This window comes from Vibrio sp. V15_P4S5T153 (assembly GCF_963874485.1).
In the GTDB taxonomy this organism is placed as follows: Bacteria; Pseudomonadota; Gammaproteobacteria; order Enterobacterales; family Vibrionaceae; genus Vibrio; species Vibrio anguillarum.
This window is the reverse complement of sequence record NZ_CAWNHR010000011.1, coordinates 1,363,201-1,380,814: the sequence shown is the minus strand read 5'-3', so window position 1 is coordinate 1,380,814 and position 17,614 is coordinate 1,363,201. Positions and strand designations below refer to the sequence as shown.

Below are 17,614 nucleotides of genomic sequence, written 5' to 3'. Positions count from 1 at the left end.
AAGCGCCCTTTTTGTTAGGGCGCTTTTGTTTTAAGCCATTTTCTGTTTAGCCAATTTCCGCGGCTGAATGAATTTTTTATCGAAACAAGTCAGCTAACTAACTAAATATCTAACATCGGAATATCTAACATCGGAATATCTAACATCGGAATATCTAACATCGGATTGTGGCTAATGAATCTGATTTTCAGCATCAAGCTGGAAAGAAGGCAAACGCCATTTAAAACGCACTGCCGCCATACGCAATAAATAACCCACAATAAGCGTTACTATCGTGCTGGTGACATCATTGATGCCGAATGCGAGTAAGGTTAAATAAAGCCCTGAAGCGACTAATGAAACCGAAGCGTAGAGTTCTTCATGCAGTACCAGTGGCGTTTGTCTGCAGATTAAATCGCGTAATAACCCACCAAACACCCCAGTGACCAACGCAGAAACCATACAAATGCCGGGATGCAAACCCATGCCCATTGCGACTTTTGTGCCTATGATACTGAACACAATTAGCCCCAATGCATCTAAACGAATGAACAACCCTTTGAGTTTGATTACCCATTTAGCTAAGCCTGTGGTGAGAACGCCTGCGATACAGGTAATGGCTAAAAACTCCGGATTCTTCACCCAACCTAGCGGATAATGGCCGAGTAAAATATCCCTCACCGTACCGCCTCCAATCGCAGTGGCACTCGCTACTAACATCACACCGAACCAATCCATTTTTCGACGGCCTGCACTCAATGCGCCAGTCATCGCTTCGGCAGTAATACCAATAATATATAAAACACTGAGCAACATAATGCGGTACTCCGACAGCACTTCCTTAGGTATATAAGAACCGAGAAAGCGGTTGAACTTAAAAATGGAGGCGCAAGTGTAGTAGTAAAGTCAGGCGATGGCGAATGAGATTTTATGCCAAGAAACCGTTTGACCGATTAATAAAACTAATGAAGTGGGGCGATTGAATGGCTTTACCTGACTACAGAAAAATAAGAGAATGCGTTGAGAAATTTTTGCCTGCATGACTGAGCGATGACACATCAATACCAAGACTTGATCTCCCTGTTCAATGACACTTTTTTTGAGCCATTCAATACGCGTTTAGAGCTCGGTGGTGATGAGCCGATTTACTTGCCTGCTGATGCGCAAATCAATCATCACCGCATCATTTTCGCACGAGGCTTCTTTGCCTCGGCACTGCACGAAATCGCGCATTGGTGTGTCGCCGGCCCTGAACGGCGATTGATGGAAGATTTTGGCTATTGGTATCAACCAGACGGGCGAACCGCGCAAGTCCAAGCCGAATTTGAAAAAGTAGAGGTTCGCCCTCAAGCGTATGAGTGGATTTTATCGGTCAGTGCTGGCTTTCCTTTTACTGTGAGTTGTGACAACCTACACGGCGATTTTGAACCAGACCGCATCACCTTTATGACTCAGGTACATCGTGAGGTAGTCGCTATCTTACAGGTTGGGCTTCCACCCCGAGTGAAGATGCTGTCAGATGCATTACGTGCTTTTTATGGTACGACAGAATTAAGGCTAGAGCACTTTATTATCAGGTAACTAGCTAAATAATAAGAGAAAATGAGAGTTGTATGATTATTGGATTTGAAGAAAAACTGCTGGAAATGATTGATGCACGTATTGCGACGGCATCGGACGATGAATTGTTTGCGGGTGGTTATTTGCGAGGTCATATTTCTTTGTCTGCAGCCGCGTGTGAAGATGAAGGAATTGACGATCTATCTCTGTTTAAAGCACGAATTGAGCAAAGCCTAGAGCAAGCGCGCACAGAGCTTACGCCTGCAGACCGCGTGATTGTGTTCGATTTATGGACCGAGCTTCACAACCAAGCTTAAGATGAGCACATTTAACTCATTCGAATTCTTTGAATGAGTCCGTAAAATTTTTATGGTTGTTGTTAATTTGTGCGATCGCTATGCTTAAGCCATATTCGAACACACAAGGGCAACACCATGAAAGTCATCGCATTTGGAGCATCAAACAGCTCAACTTCAATCAATAAAGCATTGGCCACTTACACCGCTCACCTCATTGAAGGTGCAGACGTGGTGGTGCTTGATATTAACAACTATACCGTTCCTATGTTTAGCGAAGATCTTGAAAAAGAGCTTGGCCAAGCCGAAGGCGCTCAAGCTTTTCTGCGTGATCTTGCTCAAGCGGATGCGTTTGTTATCTCTTTTGCTGAGCATAATGGTCACTACCCAGCGGCGTACAAAAATTTATTTGACTGGGCAACACGCATTGACCGTGAACTATTCAAAGGTAAACCTGCTGTTTACCTAGCCAGCTCTCCTGGTCCTGGTGGCGCGCAATCGGTTTTGGCGGCGGCAAATAATTCTGCTCCTTATTTTGGTGGTAATGTAAAAGCGTCTGTCTCGGTACCGAGTTTTTATGACAATTTTGACTTGGCTACGGGTCAAGTGACTAACCCAGAAGTGGCGGCACAATTGAAAGACGCGGTTGCGAAGCTCGTATAGCTTTCGTGTCTCGTTTTAAGTTCGTCTCACGTTAAGTTTCACGGCTTTTCGCGTGAAAAAGTGAGCATTAAAAAAGCCTTGCTGGATAAGTAAGGCTTTTTTCTATGACGGGTTTTATCGAGGAGTACGTTCGGTGATGGCTTTGCCTTTTTTGAGTTTTCTCACCCACATTCGACTTGGATGAAGCGTTTCGAGAACATCAACAGCAAGCGGAAGTGGATCGCCACTCATTTGTGAAGCCAGCAACTCAGCCATTAATGGCGCAGAACTTAGCCCTCGCGATCCTAGCCCGAGCATGCAGTACAAATGAGGATAGTGAGCGACAGATGGAGTCTGTTGCGGATCTTGGGACGTTAACGGCTGGTAGTCGAGTTTGATCTGTTCAAAGTTGCCCACATTCCCGACAAACGGCAAATGATCGCGGCTGACACAGCGAACGCCTTGGCGAGATTGATTGCTAGATGTATCGACTTGCTGTGTCCAGTTTTGGTCGTTAATACAACGGGTTAAGCGTTGTCCATTCTCTTGCTGCGCCGCCGCATCGAATGCTTGGTTGATTTGACTTCGGTCATAGCTTGCGCCAATGCAGTGCTGTTGAGTGTTGGGGTTGTGCGGTGTCATATAGCCGTCGTAACACAACACGCTGCTCAGCTTTTGCAATGTTTCTGAGGTTGGAATATGGCTCACTTGTCCTTTCACTTTGCCAAGTGGCAACGCTTGAGTTTGCTCGAAATAGTCAAATTGATGACCGTTTGCAATGACCACACACTGATGGTGCTTTTCGTTACCATTTACACTTAATGTCCACTGCCGCTGTATTTCATCCCAGCGCAAAGACTCCACCTTGTGATTGAAATAGACGTTGAATCGCTCACTTTGGCTTAATTGGTCAAACAGGCCTTGTGTCAGTTGAGCAGGGCAAAGCCATCCTCCGAGTGGGTAATGTAAGCTGACCATGTCAGTCGGTAAGCCGACGTTTTGTAACGTTGCTTGTTGATCGCAGTAGTGCATTAGCTGAGGGTTAAATTTCCCTTCAAGCATCGCCATCTGTTTTTGGGTCGATTTTTCATCCCACATCAATTGGGTCACACCACACCAATCATGATCAAAAGGGACGGTTTGCGCCATTTGCTCAACAAATTGCCGAGCAAACAGAAAAGCGGGCGCAAAAACACGCGATACACCACTGTGGTCTTTATTCAGCAGTGGGTAAACCGCACCTTGTCGGTTACCTGAAGCACCTTGAGCGGCTTTATCATCAGCGCAATACAGGCTGACATTGATACCGCGGCGATTGAGCATTTTAGCTAATGTGGCACTGGCAATGCCGCCGCCGATGATCGCCACGTCGGTAACATTGGTCGTCGGCGCAATCGCAAACCAAGGTTTTATATTGCTGTACGGCGTTTTGTGTTCCAGTTGACCAGCAATCATCTCTCTTTTGGTGCCAAAGCCTTTCACTTTTTTCATCGAAAAGCCTGCTTCTATCAATCCGCGTCGTACAAAACCTGCGGCGGTAAAAGTGGCGCACGTGGCTTTGTGTTTCGCCAGTTTGGCCATATTCTCAAACAGTGTTTGATTCCACATTTCAGGGTTTTTACTGGGAGCAAAACCATCCAAAAACCATGCGTCTACCACGCCTTGCTCAGTCGTGGGAACTTGCGGCATACACTCTTTGATGTCACCGAACCAAAGATCAAGGGTAATGGCGCCATCATCAAGAACAATGCGATGACATTCTGGTACTGCAATCGGGTAGTGTTGTTGAAGCTTTTTCGCATAAGTCGCTAATTCAGGCCACGCTTGGTGCGCTGTTATCAAGTCGTGTTTATTGAGCGGATATTTTTCAAAACTGATAAAATGCAGCGCTTGCAATGGCGCATTTGGGTTTTGTTGCCTAAACGCATCAAATTCTTGCCATACAGCGAGAAAATTTAACCCAGTGCCAAACCCCGTTTCGGCAATGACGAATCGTTTTTGGTCATATTGATGCCATCTTTGTGGTATATGATTTTGGGAAAGAAACACGTAACGCGTCTCTTCTAGGCCGTTAACGTTGGAAAAGTAAACGTCATCGAATTGGTCGGAAACGGGTGTGCCCGCTTCATTCCAACCCAGTGTTGCGTTGGTTATGCTGGTCATAATGGTGTAATTCTGTGAAATCGGGCGATATATAGCTCGAGATTGTACGAATTTCTGGGAAAGCTGACCACTTTTGTTATTCTTCTTAGTTATTATCTAAGCGAATTTTGAATTATAGGAATGTCACATGAAACGAGTCGTAATCACCGGTATGGGTATTGTTTCAAGTATCGGTAACAACGTCGAAGAAGTTTTAGCGTCTCTAAAAGCAGGCAAATCAGGTATTACCGCTTCTGAGCAGTTCAAAGAGAACGGTTTACGCTCTCAAGTGTGGGGTAGCCTGAAAATGAACCCTGCTGACCATATTGATCGCAAACAGATGCGTTTTATGGGTGATGCGGCCGCGTTTGCATACCTATCAATGGAACAAGCGATTGCCGATTCAGGTTTAGCACCAGAGCAGGTCTCTAATGACCGCACTGGTATTGTGGCTGGTTCTGGCGGTGCGTCGTCGTATAACCAAGTTATTGCTGTCGACACATTGCGCACAAAAGGCGTGAAGCGCGTTGGTCCTTACATGGTTCCACGTACTATGTCTTCGACTGTTTCAGCCTGTCTTGCTACGCCATTTAAAATCCGTGGCGTCAACTACACCATGAGCTCCGCTTGTGCGACGTCGGCTCACTGTATTGGTCACGCAATGGAACTTATCCAATTGGGTAAGCAAGATGTTGTGTTTGCAGGTGGTGGTGAAGAGCTCGATTGGTCTTTAACTATGATGTTTGATGCAATGGGTGCGCTGTCAACTAAGTACAACGAAACACCAGAAAAAGCGTCACGTACTTACGATGCTGACCGCGATGGTTTCGTGATTTCAGGCGGCGGCGGCATGGTTGTGGTTGAAGAGCTTGAGCATGCACTGGCTCGCGGCGCAAAAATTTACGGTGAAATCGTCGGTTACGGTGCGACATCCGATGGCTACGACATGGTGGCTCCATCAGGTGAAGGCGCTGTGCGTTGCATGAAGATGGCAATGCAAGCGGTAGATAGTGTGGATTATGTCAATACACATGGTACTTCCACACCTGTCGGTGATGTAAAAGAGTTGGGTGCCATTCAAGAAGTGTTCGCTGGCAACAGCCCAGCTATCTCGGCAACAAAAGCAATGACTGGCCACGCATTGGGTGCGGCAGGTGTACATGAAGCCATCTACTCTACCTTGATGCTTCACCACGGCTTTATCGCGCCAAGCATCAACATTGACAATTTAGATCCAGCGGCTGATGGCCTTGATATTGTGACCGAAATGCGCGAGCAAGAGCTAACCACTGTGATGTCTAACAGCTTTGGTTTTGGCGGTACGAACGCGACGCTAGTGATCAAAAAGTATCAAGGCTAATAAGCCTACACACCTCTTATAAAAAGGTTTCCAGAGCGGGTCAGCTTAGCTGATCGAACAGACGCAGACTCTGTCCCATGGAGAGCGGGACGGGATCCTTTTGTTCTGGGTTTTTGCCCGGTTTCCGTGAGGAGCCGGGCATTTTTATGGAAAGCGGGATTTCTTCTCGACAGTCTGTGCGCTTTTCTGCACAATTCCTTCAATTTCGAAAATTGTGAACTCCGCTATGAAAATCCTTATTGATGAAAACATGCCTTATGCTGAATCGTTATTTAGCCAGCTTGGTGAGGTGGTGTTGAAACCCGGTAGAAGCTTAACGGCTGATGATCTTATCGACGTTGACGCCTTGATGATTCGTTCTGTTACGAAAGTAAATCAAGCACTATTAGCGAAAGCCAATAAATTAAAGTTTGTTGGTACGGCGACGGCAGGTATGGACCACGTTGATCAAGCGCTTTTGGCTGAAAGAGGCATCTTTTTTACTGCCGCACCGGGGTGTAATAAGGTGGGAGTGGCTGAGTATGTTTTCAGTGTATTGATGGTGTTAGCACAGCAGCATGGTTTTTCTGCCTTAGAGAAAACCGTTGGCATTATTGGTGCTGGTCAAGTCGGCAGCTATTTAGCCGAGTGTTTAGCGGGGATTGGCATCAATGTACTGCTCAACGATCCCCCAAAACAAGCACAGGGTGATTGCCGCGAGTTTACTCATCTTGATGTTTTACTTGATAAAGCGGATGTCATTACGCTGCATACACCCATTACTAAAAGTGGTGAATGGCCAACTCATAACTTGATTGATGAAGTTCGACTTGCCCAGTTGCGCAGTGATCAGATCTTGATCAACGCGGCTCGTGGCCCTGTGGTGGATAACCAAGCGCTGAAACAACGCCTACAGAAGAATGATGGTTTTATTGCCGCTTTAGACGTGTTTGAATTTGAACCTGAAGTGGATATGGAACTGCTGCCTTTGCTCGCGTTTGCGACGCCGCATGTGGCTGGCTATGGGTTAGAAGGTAAAGCCCGAGGCACGACCATGATTTTCAATAGTTTTTGTGAGTATCTTGGTGATGACCATTGCGCGAATGCCAGTAGTTTATTACCCGAGACCCCCATTGCCAAAGTGTATTTATCACGCGGTTGGGATGAAGAAACATTACGCAGTTTAACCCAATTGATTTATGACGTACGCAAAGATGACGCCTTGTTTCGCCGTGAAATTGGCAAACCAGGTGCTTTTGATCAAATGCGTAAACTTTATTGGGATAGAAGAGAATATAGCGCGATGACTGTCGTCGGTAGTGAGTCGTGTGATCTCACTCCCTTAGCTAAATTAGGTTTTAAAACAGAGGTAACAAATGAGCCAAGAATTTAATATCGCTATTTTAGGAGCAACCGGCGCGGTTGGTGAAACCATGCTTGAAGTGCTCAAAGATCGCAAATTCCCCGTTGGTGAACTTTACCTACTTGCCAGTGAGCGTAGTGAAGGTAAATTCTACCGCTTCAATGGTAAGACCATACAAGTACAAAATGTTGAAGATTTCGATTGGTCACAAGTTCAGATTGCACTGTTTTCCGCTGGTGGTGAATTGTCCGCAAAATGGGCACCTATTGCCACAGAAGAAGGCGTGGTAGTCATCGATAACACCTCACATTTCCGCTATGAGTACGATATCCCACTTGTTGTGCCTGAAGTGAACCCTGAAGCGATTGCGGATTTCCGTAACCGCAATATTATTGCGAACCCAAACTGCTCAACCATCCAAATGTTGGTGGCGTTAAAGCCGATTCACGACGCTGTGGGTATCGAGCGAATTAACGTATCAACTTATCAGTCCGTTTCAGGAGCTGGGAAGTCAGGCATTGATGAGTTGGCGGGACAAACCGCAAGGCTGTTAAACGGTGTTTCGGCCGATCCTGATGTGTTTAGCCAGCAAATTGCGTTTAACTGCATCCCACAAATCGACCAGTTTATGGATAATGGCTACACCAAGGAAGAGATGAAAATGGTGTGGGAAACGCAAAAAATATTCAATGACTCAACCATTATGGTCAACCCAACTTGTGTACGCGTGCCAGTTTTTTACGGCCATGCTGAGTCACTGCATATTGAAACACGCTTACCGATTGATGCTGAGCAAGTTATTGAGTTATTAGAGAAAACTGAAGGTATTGAAGTATTCAGCGGGAATGATTTCCCAACGCAAGTTCGCGATGCGGGAGGGAAGGATACGGTTCTTGTAGGGCGTATTCGCAACGATATCAGTCACCACAGTGGCATTAACATGTGGGTAGTGGCAGATAACGTGAGAAAAGGCGCTGCAACAAATGCGGTACAAATTGCGGAAGTGTTGATTCGAGATTATTTCTAATTAATACCTAGTAAAAAGGAGTGGCTTACCACTCCTTTCTCTTTACACAAAAAAGCCGAGTGATTGATTCACCCGGCTTTTTTATTATCGTCCAGCTCAAGGCTGAGAATGATGGCTATCTTTTTGACTTGTGCGCGTTAGGGTTCTGCTTGCAACTGCCGTCGGCACATTTACCATATAGATAAAGGCTGTGATTGGTGAGCTGTACATTATATTGCTCAGCAATCTCTCTTTGGCGTTGTTCGATCACCTCATCTGAAAACTCAATCACTTCACCACAATCTAAGCACACTAAGTGGTCGTGGTGGTGTTGTGTTGAAAGTTCAAAAACGGATTTTCCACCTTCAAAATGGTGACGAGTGACAATACCCGCATCATCAAATTGGTTTAATACTCGATAAACAGTCGCAAGACCGATTTCTTCACCAAGATCAATCAATTTCTTATACAGTTCTTCAGCGCTGATATGTTGGCATTCAGGCTGCTGTAGCACTTCTAAAATTTTTAGCCTAGGAAGGGTAACTTTAAGACCTGCATCCTTGAGCGCTTGGTTATTATCTGACATACACTTTCCTGTTGATGATCTGCAGCAGTTAACAGAATTCATAATTGCGATCATTATAGGGGAGTCACTGCTAACAATAAACCACGAAGTTCAAAGGGTTACTTTATATTTGTCACAAAGCCGCGCAATATCACTGATATAACAGCTCTTACCAGTTACAATTGCGTAACATTTATTAGTGATTGAGTCGATAGGTTTAAAAGGTGAGCACGGAATGAATCACTCTTTAGCAAGATTTTATAAGCCAAATATTGTTAAGTGGGCGTTAAATAGCTGGCCTCCTTTTTGGGGAGCTGGTATCCACATTGATGAAATTAGTAGCGACTTCCGTCAGGTGAAAATGCGCCTAAAGCTGCGGTGGTGGAACAAAAATGCCAATCGCACTCAGTATGGTGGCAGCATTTTCTCTCTTACTGACCCTGTTTACTCGTTGATGTTAATGGGGATTTTGGGTGAGCAATATTACGTATGGGACAAAGAGGCCAGCATCAACTTTATCAAACCGGGCCATTCTGATTTGTATGCGGAGTTTCTGATAACGCAAGACCAACTGGATTCAATCTTAGTGAGCACGGCCAATGGGGATAAATGCTTTCCGGAATTTGTTATCCATGTTAAGGATGCCAAAGGCGAAGTGGTCTCTGAAGTGCAACGTAAATTGTACGTGCGCAAAAAACCTAAATATAGAGAAGAGAGTGATGCAGACAAAATGGTTACTTTTTGTGATCGCTAAGGCTGTTCGTTCTGCATTTGGCACAGCTCAATCCAAGCTTCGGCGGTGCGAGAAACGTACCGTTCCGCGTGCCATATTAATCCTAAGTGCCAATCAATACTGGGTGTCATCGGTTTGACTAAGACGCCTTCTCCTTGAATTCGTCGACAAAGTGGTTCGGGTAGAAAGGCAACACCTACGCCACTTTTGACCAACGCGACTAAAAAATCCCACTGGCTACTGCGCGCTGCAACTTGTGGTGTAAATCCGTGTTGTAGGCAGAATGAGTGGATGTAGTCACTCAGCGTAAAATCATGGGTATAGAGGTAAAATGGCTCATTTTGTAGTTGCTCCCAACCGATGGCTTCTTGCTGCTTCCAAGGAGATGAATCGGGGAGTACGGCGCAAATGGGGTAACTGTCTAAGGAGAGTGACCGCAGATTATCAATCGGATGAGGCGAAAGCATGGTCACGGCTACGTCAATTTCGCCATTGAGAATAGCTTGCTCTATTTTACGTCCGCCATACTCAACGATGGTGAGCTCTACATGAGGGTAGGTTTGACGGTATTGGCGGATCAGACCTGCGTAAAGGTGTCCAACCATTGGTGGAATACCGAGATGCAGTTGTCCCCGCTTTACCTGATTGAGATCGACCAATTCGGCTTCTAACTGAGACATCTGCGCTAAGATCTCTAGCGCTCTTTGATAGACAACCTCTCCTGCATCGGTAAGCCAGAAACGTCGACCTTCACGATGTAATAGTGGCTGTTCAATTTCCTGCTCTAGACTGCGGATCATCTTACTGATGGTGGGTTGGGTGACGAACAGTTGCTCGGATGCGCGGGTAAAGCTTTGTTGATTGACCAACTCAACAAAATAGCGCAGTGCTTTAATATCCATAATATCTCCTTTTTATCATTCCATTTTGGCATGAAAATGATAATAAAAAGTCATTTTACGATGGTTTTATGGCTTAATATAATGTGACTAATTTCACAAAACGGCATTAGTCTCATCATGCAAAGAATAAGAAACAGCCAAAGAGTAAAAAACAATCTGCAAACAGTGGTACAAGTTGCTGCGTTATCAATGATCTGGTTTTTGGCGGATTTTCTAGTCAGCACTTTTCATATTCCTTTACCAGCAAATTTAACTGGCATGCTATTGCTGTTAACTTTAGTGATTATGCGAGTTGTAAAAGTTGATTGGCTGCGCAAGGGAGCAACTTGGTTATTGGCGGAAATGCTGTTGTTCTTTGTACCAGCGGTCATTGCGGTCGTTAACTATCAAGAGTTAATGCAACAGCAAGGGTTACGAATTATGGCGGTACTTGTCATCAGTACCATCATGGTCATTGCTATTACTGCTTGGACCGTTGATAAAATGTATCGTTTAGAGCTGATATTAGCGCGTAGAAAAAGCAACCGGGCAATACGCCTAACCAAAGTGGAGCGTTCATCATGAGCTCACTACTTACCACAACGCTGCTTGGTGTATTTTGCTTGCTGTTAACCTTGGCTTTTTACTATGGCAGCAAGTGCCTTTATCAACGTAAACGTTCTATTTTTTTAATGCCGCTGCTATTGGCCCCTATATTGTTAGTGGCTGTTGTGATGATCTTTCACATCCCTTACCAAACCTATATGGCAGAATCTCATTGGTTATTGTGGCTACTTGGACCCGCGACAGTGGCTTTTGCTATTCCGGTCTATGACAACCGATTGTTGATCAAGCGCCACTGGCTCTCTCTATCCGTGGGAGTGATCGTATCGGTTGTGGTTGCTGTGGGAAGCACGGTTTTGTTGGCTCGTTGGTTTGAATTACCCGATATGCTTCAGCGCAGTTTAGCGATGCGCTCGATTACCACGCCTTTTGCTGTTGAGGCGACGAAGTCAATTGGTGGGCAAAGTGATCTGACTGCTCTATTTGTGGTACTTACTGGGGTGATAGGCATGGCGGTAGGTGAAGTGGTCTTAGCGTTATTATCCATTCGCTCTGGGCTTGGTAAAGGAGCCAGTCTTGGCGCTTCCGCGCACGGTGCAGGAACGGCAAAAGCGTATCAAATTGGCAATGCTGAAGGGGTAGTGTCGAGTGTGGTGATGATGATTGCGGGCATGGTCACTGTGTTGCTTGCTCCATTTATCGGCCGTCTACTTTGGTAAAGAAAAGAGTGCTGTTGTATACGGGTCAATAAAAAATCCCCTCGCAAGGGGATTTTTTATGTTTAAGAGATTAGCCTTCAAGTTCGGCTAAACACATCTCTTCATAAATCTGCTTAACCCATGTGCTGACGCGCTGTTCAGTCAGCTCTGGTTGACGATCTTCATCGATGCATAAACCAATAAAGTGGCTATTGTCACCTGCAACCAAGGCTTTAGAGGCTTCGAATTCATAACCTTCAGTTGGCCAGTGGCCAATAATCGTTGCACCTTTGCTTTCGATAATGTCACGCACTGTACCCATCGCGTCACAGAAGTATTCAGCGTAGTCTTCTTGATCGCCGCAACCGAAAATAGCAACTAATTTCGTCGAGAAGTCGATCGCTTCTAATTCTGGGAAAAAATCATCCCAATCACATTGTGCTTCGCCGTAGTACCAAGTAGGGATACCCAGTAACAATAAGTCAAAATTATCAATGTCTTCTTTGCTGCTTTTCGCAATATCTTGAACGTGAACGAGCTGCTTACCCAGTTGCTTTTGAATCATTTTCGCAACGGCTTCAGTATTACCGGTATCGCTACCAAAGAAGAGGCCTACACTTGCCATAGAATCATTACCTTTAATTTGTCATTTTCTGGCGGATGAGCGTGTTCTTTACCCCAGTCCGGTACCTTCCCAACTGAGTTGGATAAGTCCTTTAAGGATAAAGCCAGCACAACCTAAAAACAGAACTAGCCATACAATACGGCGCCCAAATGGCGGTACATTACCTTGCTTAAGGACATCTTTTATTGCCATACCGATAAGGAAAAATATAGACGCAAAAAGAAGATCGAGTCCAATCGACTCAAGCATGTTCATGTAGTCGTACAGCATGGGTATCCTTTATGCCAATTTGCTTGAGCGCACTATAACACTGTTATTCGTCAAAGTTAATGCGCGCATTGGTACCTATTTCACACTTGTTGTTTCACAGTAAAGCGACTAGCTGCCAATGAACTTTCTGATCGCTCGTAAAACTTCAACGGGCTTTTCTGCGTGTAGCCAGTGCCCTGTGTTGGCGATGACGTGTGCTTTCGCTTGGCTAAACTGCTGCTGGATCATTTCTTGGTGTTCCGCTAGTAGATAGTCAGAGTTGCTGCCTTTAACCAATAAGGTTGGAACAGAGCTGCAAGGGATTGGTTCCCAGCCTAAAATATTCCAGTAATTTTTTTCAATGGCGGGGACATTAAAACGCCAGCTCATTACACCATCTTCTCGTTTAAATAACGATTTACTGAGAAATTGTCGTACGCCTTCTAGCTCAATATGTTGCGCTAAAATGGCCATGACCTCTGCTCGCGAGGTAGGCTGCTGTGCAATAACCGCGTTGAGCCCCGCCAGTACGTTATCATGTTTCCGATGCTGATAGCTGACGGGTGCCATATCTAAAACCACCAGTTTGGCGACTTTGGATGAGGCGATGTCAGCCAGCTTCATGGCAACTTTACCGCCCATTGAATGGCCAATCAGCGTGACAGAATCACAAGCTAACTCTTCGAGTAAACTAGCAACATCGAATGCCATGCTCGCGTAATCATGTTCCTCACTGTGAAATGATTGACCGTGATTACGCAAGTCAATACTCAATACTTGGTGATCGGCTTTTAGGTCTCTTGCAAGTAAACCTAGGTTGTCTAAATTGCCGAATAAACCATGGATCAAAACAACGGTGTGACCTTCACCTTCGAGTTTGTAATTAAGAAGTGCTGACATTTTATCTTATTAGTGATTGGTTTAACGTAGAGTATCAGTGAAGATCTCGCTATAATCCCTCAGAGTTTAAACATTGAGATTGTGAAAAGCGAATGAAAACAATTGAGGTTGATGAGGATCTATACCGTTATATTGCCAGCCAAACCCAACATATTGGAGAAAGCGCGTCGGATATTTTACGCCGTTTGCTCAATGTTGACGGTAAAGTGTCTGCAGCAGCGGTCGTGACGCAAGTAAGTACCGAGCCCAAGGGCATTGTTGTGAGTAAAGATGCCGTACAAGAGATACAGATTGATAGCGTAAAAGAGATGCGTTCTTTGCTCATTTCTGATGAATTTGCGGCTTTGAAAAAAGCAATTGATCGTTTTATGTTGGTGCTTTCAACCTTATACCGTATCGATCCAGTAAGTTTTGCTGAAGCGACCTTAGTGAAAGGACGTAAGCGTGTGTATTTTGCTGACAACGAGCAAACCTTGCTTGCTAGTGGGCAGACAACCAAGCCAAGAGCGATTCCAAACACACCATTTTGGGTCATTACCAATAACAATACTAGCCGCAAACAACAGATGATCGAGCAGCTGATGGTATTGATGAATTTCCCGAGTGACATTATTGAGAAAGTGACGCACTCAATCTGATTTGTGCCCATTCATAGATAAAAATCTGATTCAAGCCTCATACTGCGGACCACTAAGTCCGTATCATGAGGCTTTTTATTTCGTTGTTATTTTAAGAAAGGATGTCAAAAATGGCTATGCACCCACGCGCCGGACAAAAAGCACGGCAGGAAGACTTACATAATATCCCTGCGCTCGTTGCAAACTACTTTTTACTTCAACCTGATGCGGCTAACCCAGACCATAAAGTACAATTTGGTACTTCGGGGCATCGTGGTTGCGCGGATAAATCGACATTTAACGAAAACCACATTCTTGCTATTGCTCAAGCGGTAGCAGAAGTGCGCGCTCAGCAAGGAACCACTGGGCCGATTTTTGTCGGAAAAGACACGCACGCACTCTCTGAGCCTGCTTTTTCTAGTGTACTTGAAGTACTGATTGCTAATGGAATTGAAGTGATCGTTCAACAGGATAATGGCTATACGCCAACGCCGGGTATTTCACACGCAATCTTGACTCATAACTTGAAGCACGCGCAAAAAGCTGATGGCATTGTGATCACGCCTTCTCATAATCCACCACAAGATGGCGGTATTAAATACAATCCTACCCATGGCGGCCCTGCTGAAGGGGAAATTACCCAAGCGATTGAAAACCGCGCCAATGAGATCATTGCAGAAGGCATGCAAGGCGTGAAGCGTCTGCCTATTATGTCGGCAAAGCAATCGCCGCTGTTTAAACAAGTTGATCTTGTGAAACCTTATATTGATGACTTAGTGAATGTGATTGATATGGAGGCCATCCAAAAAGCCAATCTAAAACTGGGTGTTGATCCGCTCGGTGGCAGTGGTATTGACTACTGGCGTCAAATTGGCAAAGCGTATCAGCTTGATTTAACACTGGTGAGCGAAGCGGTGGATCCGACATTCCAATTTATGTCACTCGATAAAGATGGTGTAGTGCGTATGGACTGTTCTTCTCCTTATGCAATGGCGGGGTTATTAGCGTTAAAAGATCAGTATGATCTCGCGTTTGGTAATGACCCTGACTACGACCGCCACGGCATTGTCACTCCGAAAGGTTTGATGAACCCAAACCATTTCTTAGCCGTATGCATCGATTATCTGTATCGTCACCGCAAGCAATGGCGTAAAGAAGTCGCTGTTGGTAAAACGTTAGTATCAAGTGCATTGATTGACCGTGTGGTCGCCGATCTTGGCCGTGAGCTGTGTGAAGTACCTGTCGGCTTTAAGTGGTTTGTTGATGGCTTATACAGTGGTCGCTTCGGTTTTGGTGGTGAAGAGAGCGCAGGTGCGTCATTCCTGCGTAAAGACGGAACGCCTTGGTCAACGGATAAAGACGGTATTATTCTTTGCTTACTGGCGGCGGAAATCACCGCTGTCACAGGTAAAAATCCGCAGCAATATTATGAAGATCTGGCCGCGAAACATGGAGAGTCTAAATATAGTCGTATTCAAGCTGTCGCAAATGGCCCACAAAAAGCAGTGCTGAGCAAATTGTCACCAGAGATGGTCTCTGCGCAAACATTAGCGGGAGATGAGATCACAGCCCGCTTGACGCATGCTCCCGGTAATGGCGCAGCCATCGGTGGATTAAAAGTGACCACTGATTATGGCTGGTTTGCTGCTCGTCCATCAGGCACAGAAGATATTTATAAGATCTATTGTGAAAGTTTTAAGGGCGATGAGCACCTCAAGCAAATCGAAGCGGAAGCGCAACAGATTGTTAATCAAGTCTTTGCCGACGCTGGTTTGTAAGCAAACTTATCAATTAAAATAGGCGGCCAGAGGCCGCCTATTTTATATTTAGTTGTCTATTATCTTGCTTAAAGCTGAGGCCAACTGTCGGGAACGATGAACCAGAACTTTCCGCTGTCACTTTGGCAATGCACAAAACCATGCTCTTCATTTGCTGTGTAACGCGTGCAGTTTTTACCTTTCCCGCTAATCCATTGAGGCTTTTCCAGTAAGAATAATGCTTCATCTATTTGATGTGACTGGCTTTGATAACACCAAAAACCAGCAATTTGTGACGGATTGAGTTTATAACCTAGGCATTCACTAGGAACAGGCTCATCGTGAAAAGGGTTTACATATAAGCGCCCTTGCATCAGTAAATGACGGCTAACGTCACGCCAAAGTGGGTAAGCCGCACTAAATTGGGCTGATTGGGAAAGGGTCAATTGGTGGTTCAGCATATGTTCAAGTTTGAGATCTAATCGATCTTGAGCATTGGGACCATACCACAGCCCTTGATGTAGCAGGTAAAACTTCACTGCGACTTCCCAATGCTCATAACGCTGACTGCGTTTATTTTTGATGACAAAATCTAGCGAACCTAGTGTACTTCCTGCTTCGTTCAATTGAATTTCTTCAGAAACGGCGGAATAAGTGGGGTTTAGCGTAAACAATAAAGAACATAAATGCTGGTAGAGAAAGCCTAATCTAGGGTTCCCTCCATATTCTTCTTTCAATGTCGGAACATTGGGTAAAAAAGGAGTACGCGCCGCGACTACACCCTCTCCTTGAAAAAGAGTAGGGGTTGTCGACACCCAGTGTGCCAGTGTGTTGAGGTCCATTGTCATTAATTGTTCTCGTCCTTATTTTTCGACATTCTAGCTTGAAATTGTTATAACCACGCTAATGATAAAACTCAATTTTGGAATGAAAGATGGATAATTTAAAACTTGAAGCTCTGCTCAATCAAAAGCTTAATCCTCAATTGATTAAAGACTATTGCCCTAATGGATTGCAAGTTGAAGGTCGCACTGAAATCAAAAAGATTGTGACGGGTGTGACGGCCTCGCAAGCGCTGATTGAACAAGCAATTGAACGAAATGCTGACGCTTTATTAGTGCATCATGGTTATTTTTGGAAAAGTGAGCCTGAGTCCATCCGTGGAATGAAAGGCCACCGGATCCGAGCTTTGATACGAAATGATATAAATTTATATGCATATCACTTACCGTTAGACATCCATCCAGAATTAGGTAATAACAAATTGCTAGCTGATTTGTTGGGGATTCATGTTGATGGCGGATTAGAAGGGCACCCGCAGTCGGTCGCCATGTTCGGCCATTTTGAACAAGCGTTGACAGCCGATGAGCTCAGTCAACGAATCGAGCAAGCTTTACAACGACGGCCACTGCACGTAGCTCCGAGCTCAAACAGAATCATCAAAACGGTGGGTTGGTGTACTGGTGGTGGGCAAGATTACGTCGATCTAGCGGCGCAGCATGGATTAGATGCGTTCATCTCTGGTGAAATATCAGAGCGGACTACCTACTCAGCAAGAGAGCAAAATATTCATTATTTTTCTGCAGGGCACCATGCCACAGAACGTTATGGCGTTAAGGCTCTGGGAGAATGGTTAGCGAGCGAATATGGCTTTGAGGTTGAGTTTATCGATATCAATAACCCTGTGTAGCGGGTTTG

General features: G+C 45.1%; 20 protein-coding genes. 12 read left to right on the top strand and 8 right to left on the bottom strand.

Going from position 1 to position 17,614, the window contains the following annotated elements; translation table 11 throughout:
• Positions 1 to 171 precede the first annotated feature (171 nt).
• Positions 172 to 795, bottom strand: coding sequence for a trimeric intracellular cation channel family protein (locus AACT42_RS08125; protein WP_026027295.1), 624 nt, complete (start codon positions 793 to 795; stop codon positions 172 to 174).
• Between the two features lie 234 nt (positions 796 to 1,029).
• Between AACT42_RS08125 and AACT42_RS08120 the strand changes: the two genes are divergently transcribed.
• From AACT42_RS08120 to AACT42_RS08110, 3 genes are all read left to right on the top strand, one after another.
• A complete protein-coding gene (locus AACT42_RS08120) occupies positions 1,030 to 1,560 on the top strand; it encodes an elongation factor P hydroxylase (protein ID WP_013856328.1) in 531 nt (176 codons plus the stop codon).
• Between the two features lie 32 nt (positions 1,561 to 1,592).
• Entirely contained in the window at positions 1,593 to 1,856 is a 264-nt protein-coding gene (locus AACT42_RS08115; RefSeq protein ID WP_013856329.1) for a YfcL family protein, read from the top strand.
• A 117-nt stretch (positions 1,857 to 1,973) separates the two neighbouring features.
• A complete protein-coding gene (locus tag AACT42_RS08110) occupies positions 1,974 to 2,498 on the top strand; it encodes an NADPH-dependent FMN reductase (RefSeq protein ID WP_026027294.1) in 525 nt (174 codons plus the stop codon).
• Between the two features lie 114 nt (positions 2,499 to 2,612).
• Here AACT42_RS08110 and mnmC read toward each other — a convergent pair whose 3' ends face one another.
• Positions 2,613 to 4,640, bottom strand: coding sequence for a bifunctional tRNA (5-methylaminomethyl-2-thiouridine)(34)-methyltransferase MnmD/FAD-dependent 5-carboxymethylaminomethyl-2-thiouridine(34) oxidoreductase MnmC (gene mnmC, locus AACT42_RS08105; protein WP_094133755.1), 2,028 nt, complete (start codon positions 4,638 to 4,640; stop codon positions 2,613 to 2,615).
• A 127-nt stretch (positions 4,641 to 4,767) separates the two neighbouring features.
• Between mnmC and fabB the strand changes: the two genes are divergently transcribed.
• From fabB to AACT42_RS08090, 3 genes are all read left to right on the top strand, one after another.
• Positions 4,768 to 5,979, top strand: a complete 1,212-nt coding sequence (gene fabB / locus AACT42_RS08100) for a beta-ketoacyl-ACP synthase I (protein ID WP_013856332.1) — start codon at positions 4,768 to 4,770, stop codon at positions 5,977 to 5,979.
• A gap of 226 nt (positions 5,980 to 6,205) precedes the next feature.
• A complete protein-coding gene (locus tag AACT42_RS08095; RefSeq protein ID WP_094133754.1) occupies positions 6,206 to 7,351 on the top strand; it encodes a 4-phosphoerythronate dehydrogenase in 1,146 nt (381 codons plus the stop codon).
• Positions 7,335 to 8,348, top strand: a complete 1,014-nt coding sequence (locus AACT42_RS08090; RefSeq protein ID WP_013856334.1) for an aspartate-semialdehyde dehydrogenase — start codon at positions 7,335 to 7,337, stop codon at positions 8,346 to 8,348. The genes AACT42_RS08095 and AACT42_RS08090 overlap by 17 nt, the downstream gene beginning before the upstream one ends.
• Positions 8,349 to 8,463: 115 nt before the next feature.
• Here AACT42_RS08090 and fcrX read toward each other — a convergent pair whose 3' ends face one another.
• Positions 8,464 to 8,913 (bottom strand): ferric iron uptake transcriptional regulator FcrX, encoded by a 450-nt coding sequence (gene fcrX, locus AACT42_RS08085; protein WP_010318689.1) that lies wholly within the window; start codon positions 8,911 to 8,913, stop codon positions 8,464 to 8,466.
• 214 nt (positions 8,914 to 9,127) lie between these two features.
• On the opposite strand from fcrX, the gene AACT42_RS08080 reads away from it, so the two are divergent.
• A complete protein-coding gene (locus tag AACT42_RS08080) occupies positions 9,128 to 9,646 on the top strand; it encodes a DUF4442 domain-containing protein (protein WP_010318688.1) in 519 nt (172 codons plus the stop codon).
• Here AACT42_RS08080 and AACT42_RS08075 read toward each other — a convergent pair.
• The gene (locus AACT42_RS08075; RefSeq protein ID WP_026028359.1) at positions 9,643 to 10,527 is read right to left on the bottom strand and encodes a LysR family transcriptional regulator; all 885 of its coding nucleotides are present in this window, start codon (positions 10,525 to 10,527) and stop codon (positions 9,643 to 9,645) included. The genes AACT42_RS08080 and AACT42_RS08075 overlap by 4 nt on opposite strands.
• Positions 10,528 to 10,644: 117 nt before the next feature.
• Here AACT42_RS08075 and AACT42_RS08070 point away from each other — a divergent pair, with 117 nt between their 5' ends.
• The gene (locus AACT42_RS08070) at positions 10,645 to 11,091 is read left to right on the top strand and encodes a CidA/LrgA family protein (RefSeq protein WP_017042726.1); all 447 of its coding nucleotides are present in this window, start codon (positions 10,645 to 10,647) and stop codon (positions 11,089 to 11,091) included.
• A complete protein-coding gene (locus AACT42_RS08065) occupies positions 11,088 to 11,789 on the top strand; it encodes an LrgB family protein (RefSeq protein ID WP_094129037.1) in 702 nt (233 codons plus the stop codon). The genes AACT42_RS08070 and AACT42_RS08065 overlap by 4 nt, the downstream gene beginning before the upstream one ends.
• A gap of 70 nt (positions 11,790 to 11,859) precedes the next feature.
• Here AACT42_RS08065 and fldA read toward each other — a convergent pair whose 3' ends face one another.
• The 3 genes from fldA to AACT42_RS08050 form a co-directional block, all read right to left on the bottom strand.
• Positions 11,860 to 12,393, bottom strand: coding sequence for a flavodoxin FldA (gene fldA, locus AACT42_RS08060; RefSeq protein WP_013856340.1), 534 nt, complete (start codon positions 12,391 to 12,393; stop codon positions 11,860 to 11,862).
• Positions 12,394 to 12,441: 48 nt separating this feature from the next.
• Positions 12,442 to 12,663, bottom strand: coding sequence for a DUF2788 domain-containing protein (locus tag AACT42_RS08055; RefSeq protein WP_010318683.1), 222 nt, complete (start codon positions 12,661 to 12,663; stop codon positions 12,442 to 12,444).
• A gap of 108 nt (positions 12,664 to 12,771) precedes the next feature.
• Positions 12,772 to 13,542 (bottom strand): alpha/beta fold hydrolase, encoded by a 771-nt coding sequence (locus AACT42_RS08050; RefSeq protein WP_017045728.1) that lies wholly within the window; start codon positions 13,540 to 13,542, stop codon positions 12,772 to 12,774.
• A gap of 92 nt (positions 13,543 to 13,634) precedes the next feature.
• Between AACT42_RS08050 and seqA the strand changes: the two genes are divergently transcribed.
• Both seqA and pgm read left to right on the top strand, forming a co-directional pair.
• On the top strand, positions 13,635 to 14,180 hold the full coding sequence (gene seqA, locus AACT42_RS08045; protein ID WP_010318681.1) for a replication initiation negative regulator SeqA: 546 nt from the start codon (positions 13,635 to 13,637) through the stop codon (positions 14,178 to 14,180).
• Positions 14,181 to 14,290: 110 nt separating this feature from the next.
• Entirely contained in the window at positions 14,291 to 15,937 is a 1,647-nt protein-coding gene (pgm, locus tag AACT42_RS08040) for a phosphoglucomutase (alpha-D-glucose-1,6-bisphosphate-dependent) (protein WP_094133753.1), read from the top strand.
• A gap of 68 nt (positions 15,938 to 16,005) precedes the next feature.
• Here the strand turns inward: pgm and AACT42_RS08035 are convergent, their stop codons facing one another.
• Positions 16,006 to 16,764, bottom strand: a complete 759-nt coding sequence (locus AACT42_RS08035) for a DUF1853 family protein (protein ID WP_019281583.1) — start codon at positions 16,762 to 16,764, stop codon at positions 16,006 to 16,008.
• 86 nt (positions 16,765 to 16,850) lie between these two features.
• Here AACT42_RS08035 and AACT42_RS08030 point away from each other — a divergent pair, with 86 nt between their 5' ends.
• Positions 16,851 to 17,606 carry a Nif3-like dinuclear metal center hexameric protein gene (locus tag AACT42_RS08030; RefSeq protein WP_013856344.1) on the top strand — a complete coding sequence of 252 codons (756 nt, stop codon included), beginning with the start codon at positions 16,851 to 16,853 and terminating at the stop codon, positions 17,604 to 17,606.
• Positions 17,607 to 17,614 lie beyond the last annotated feature (8 nt).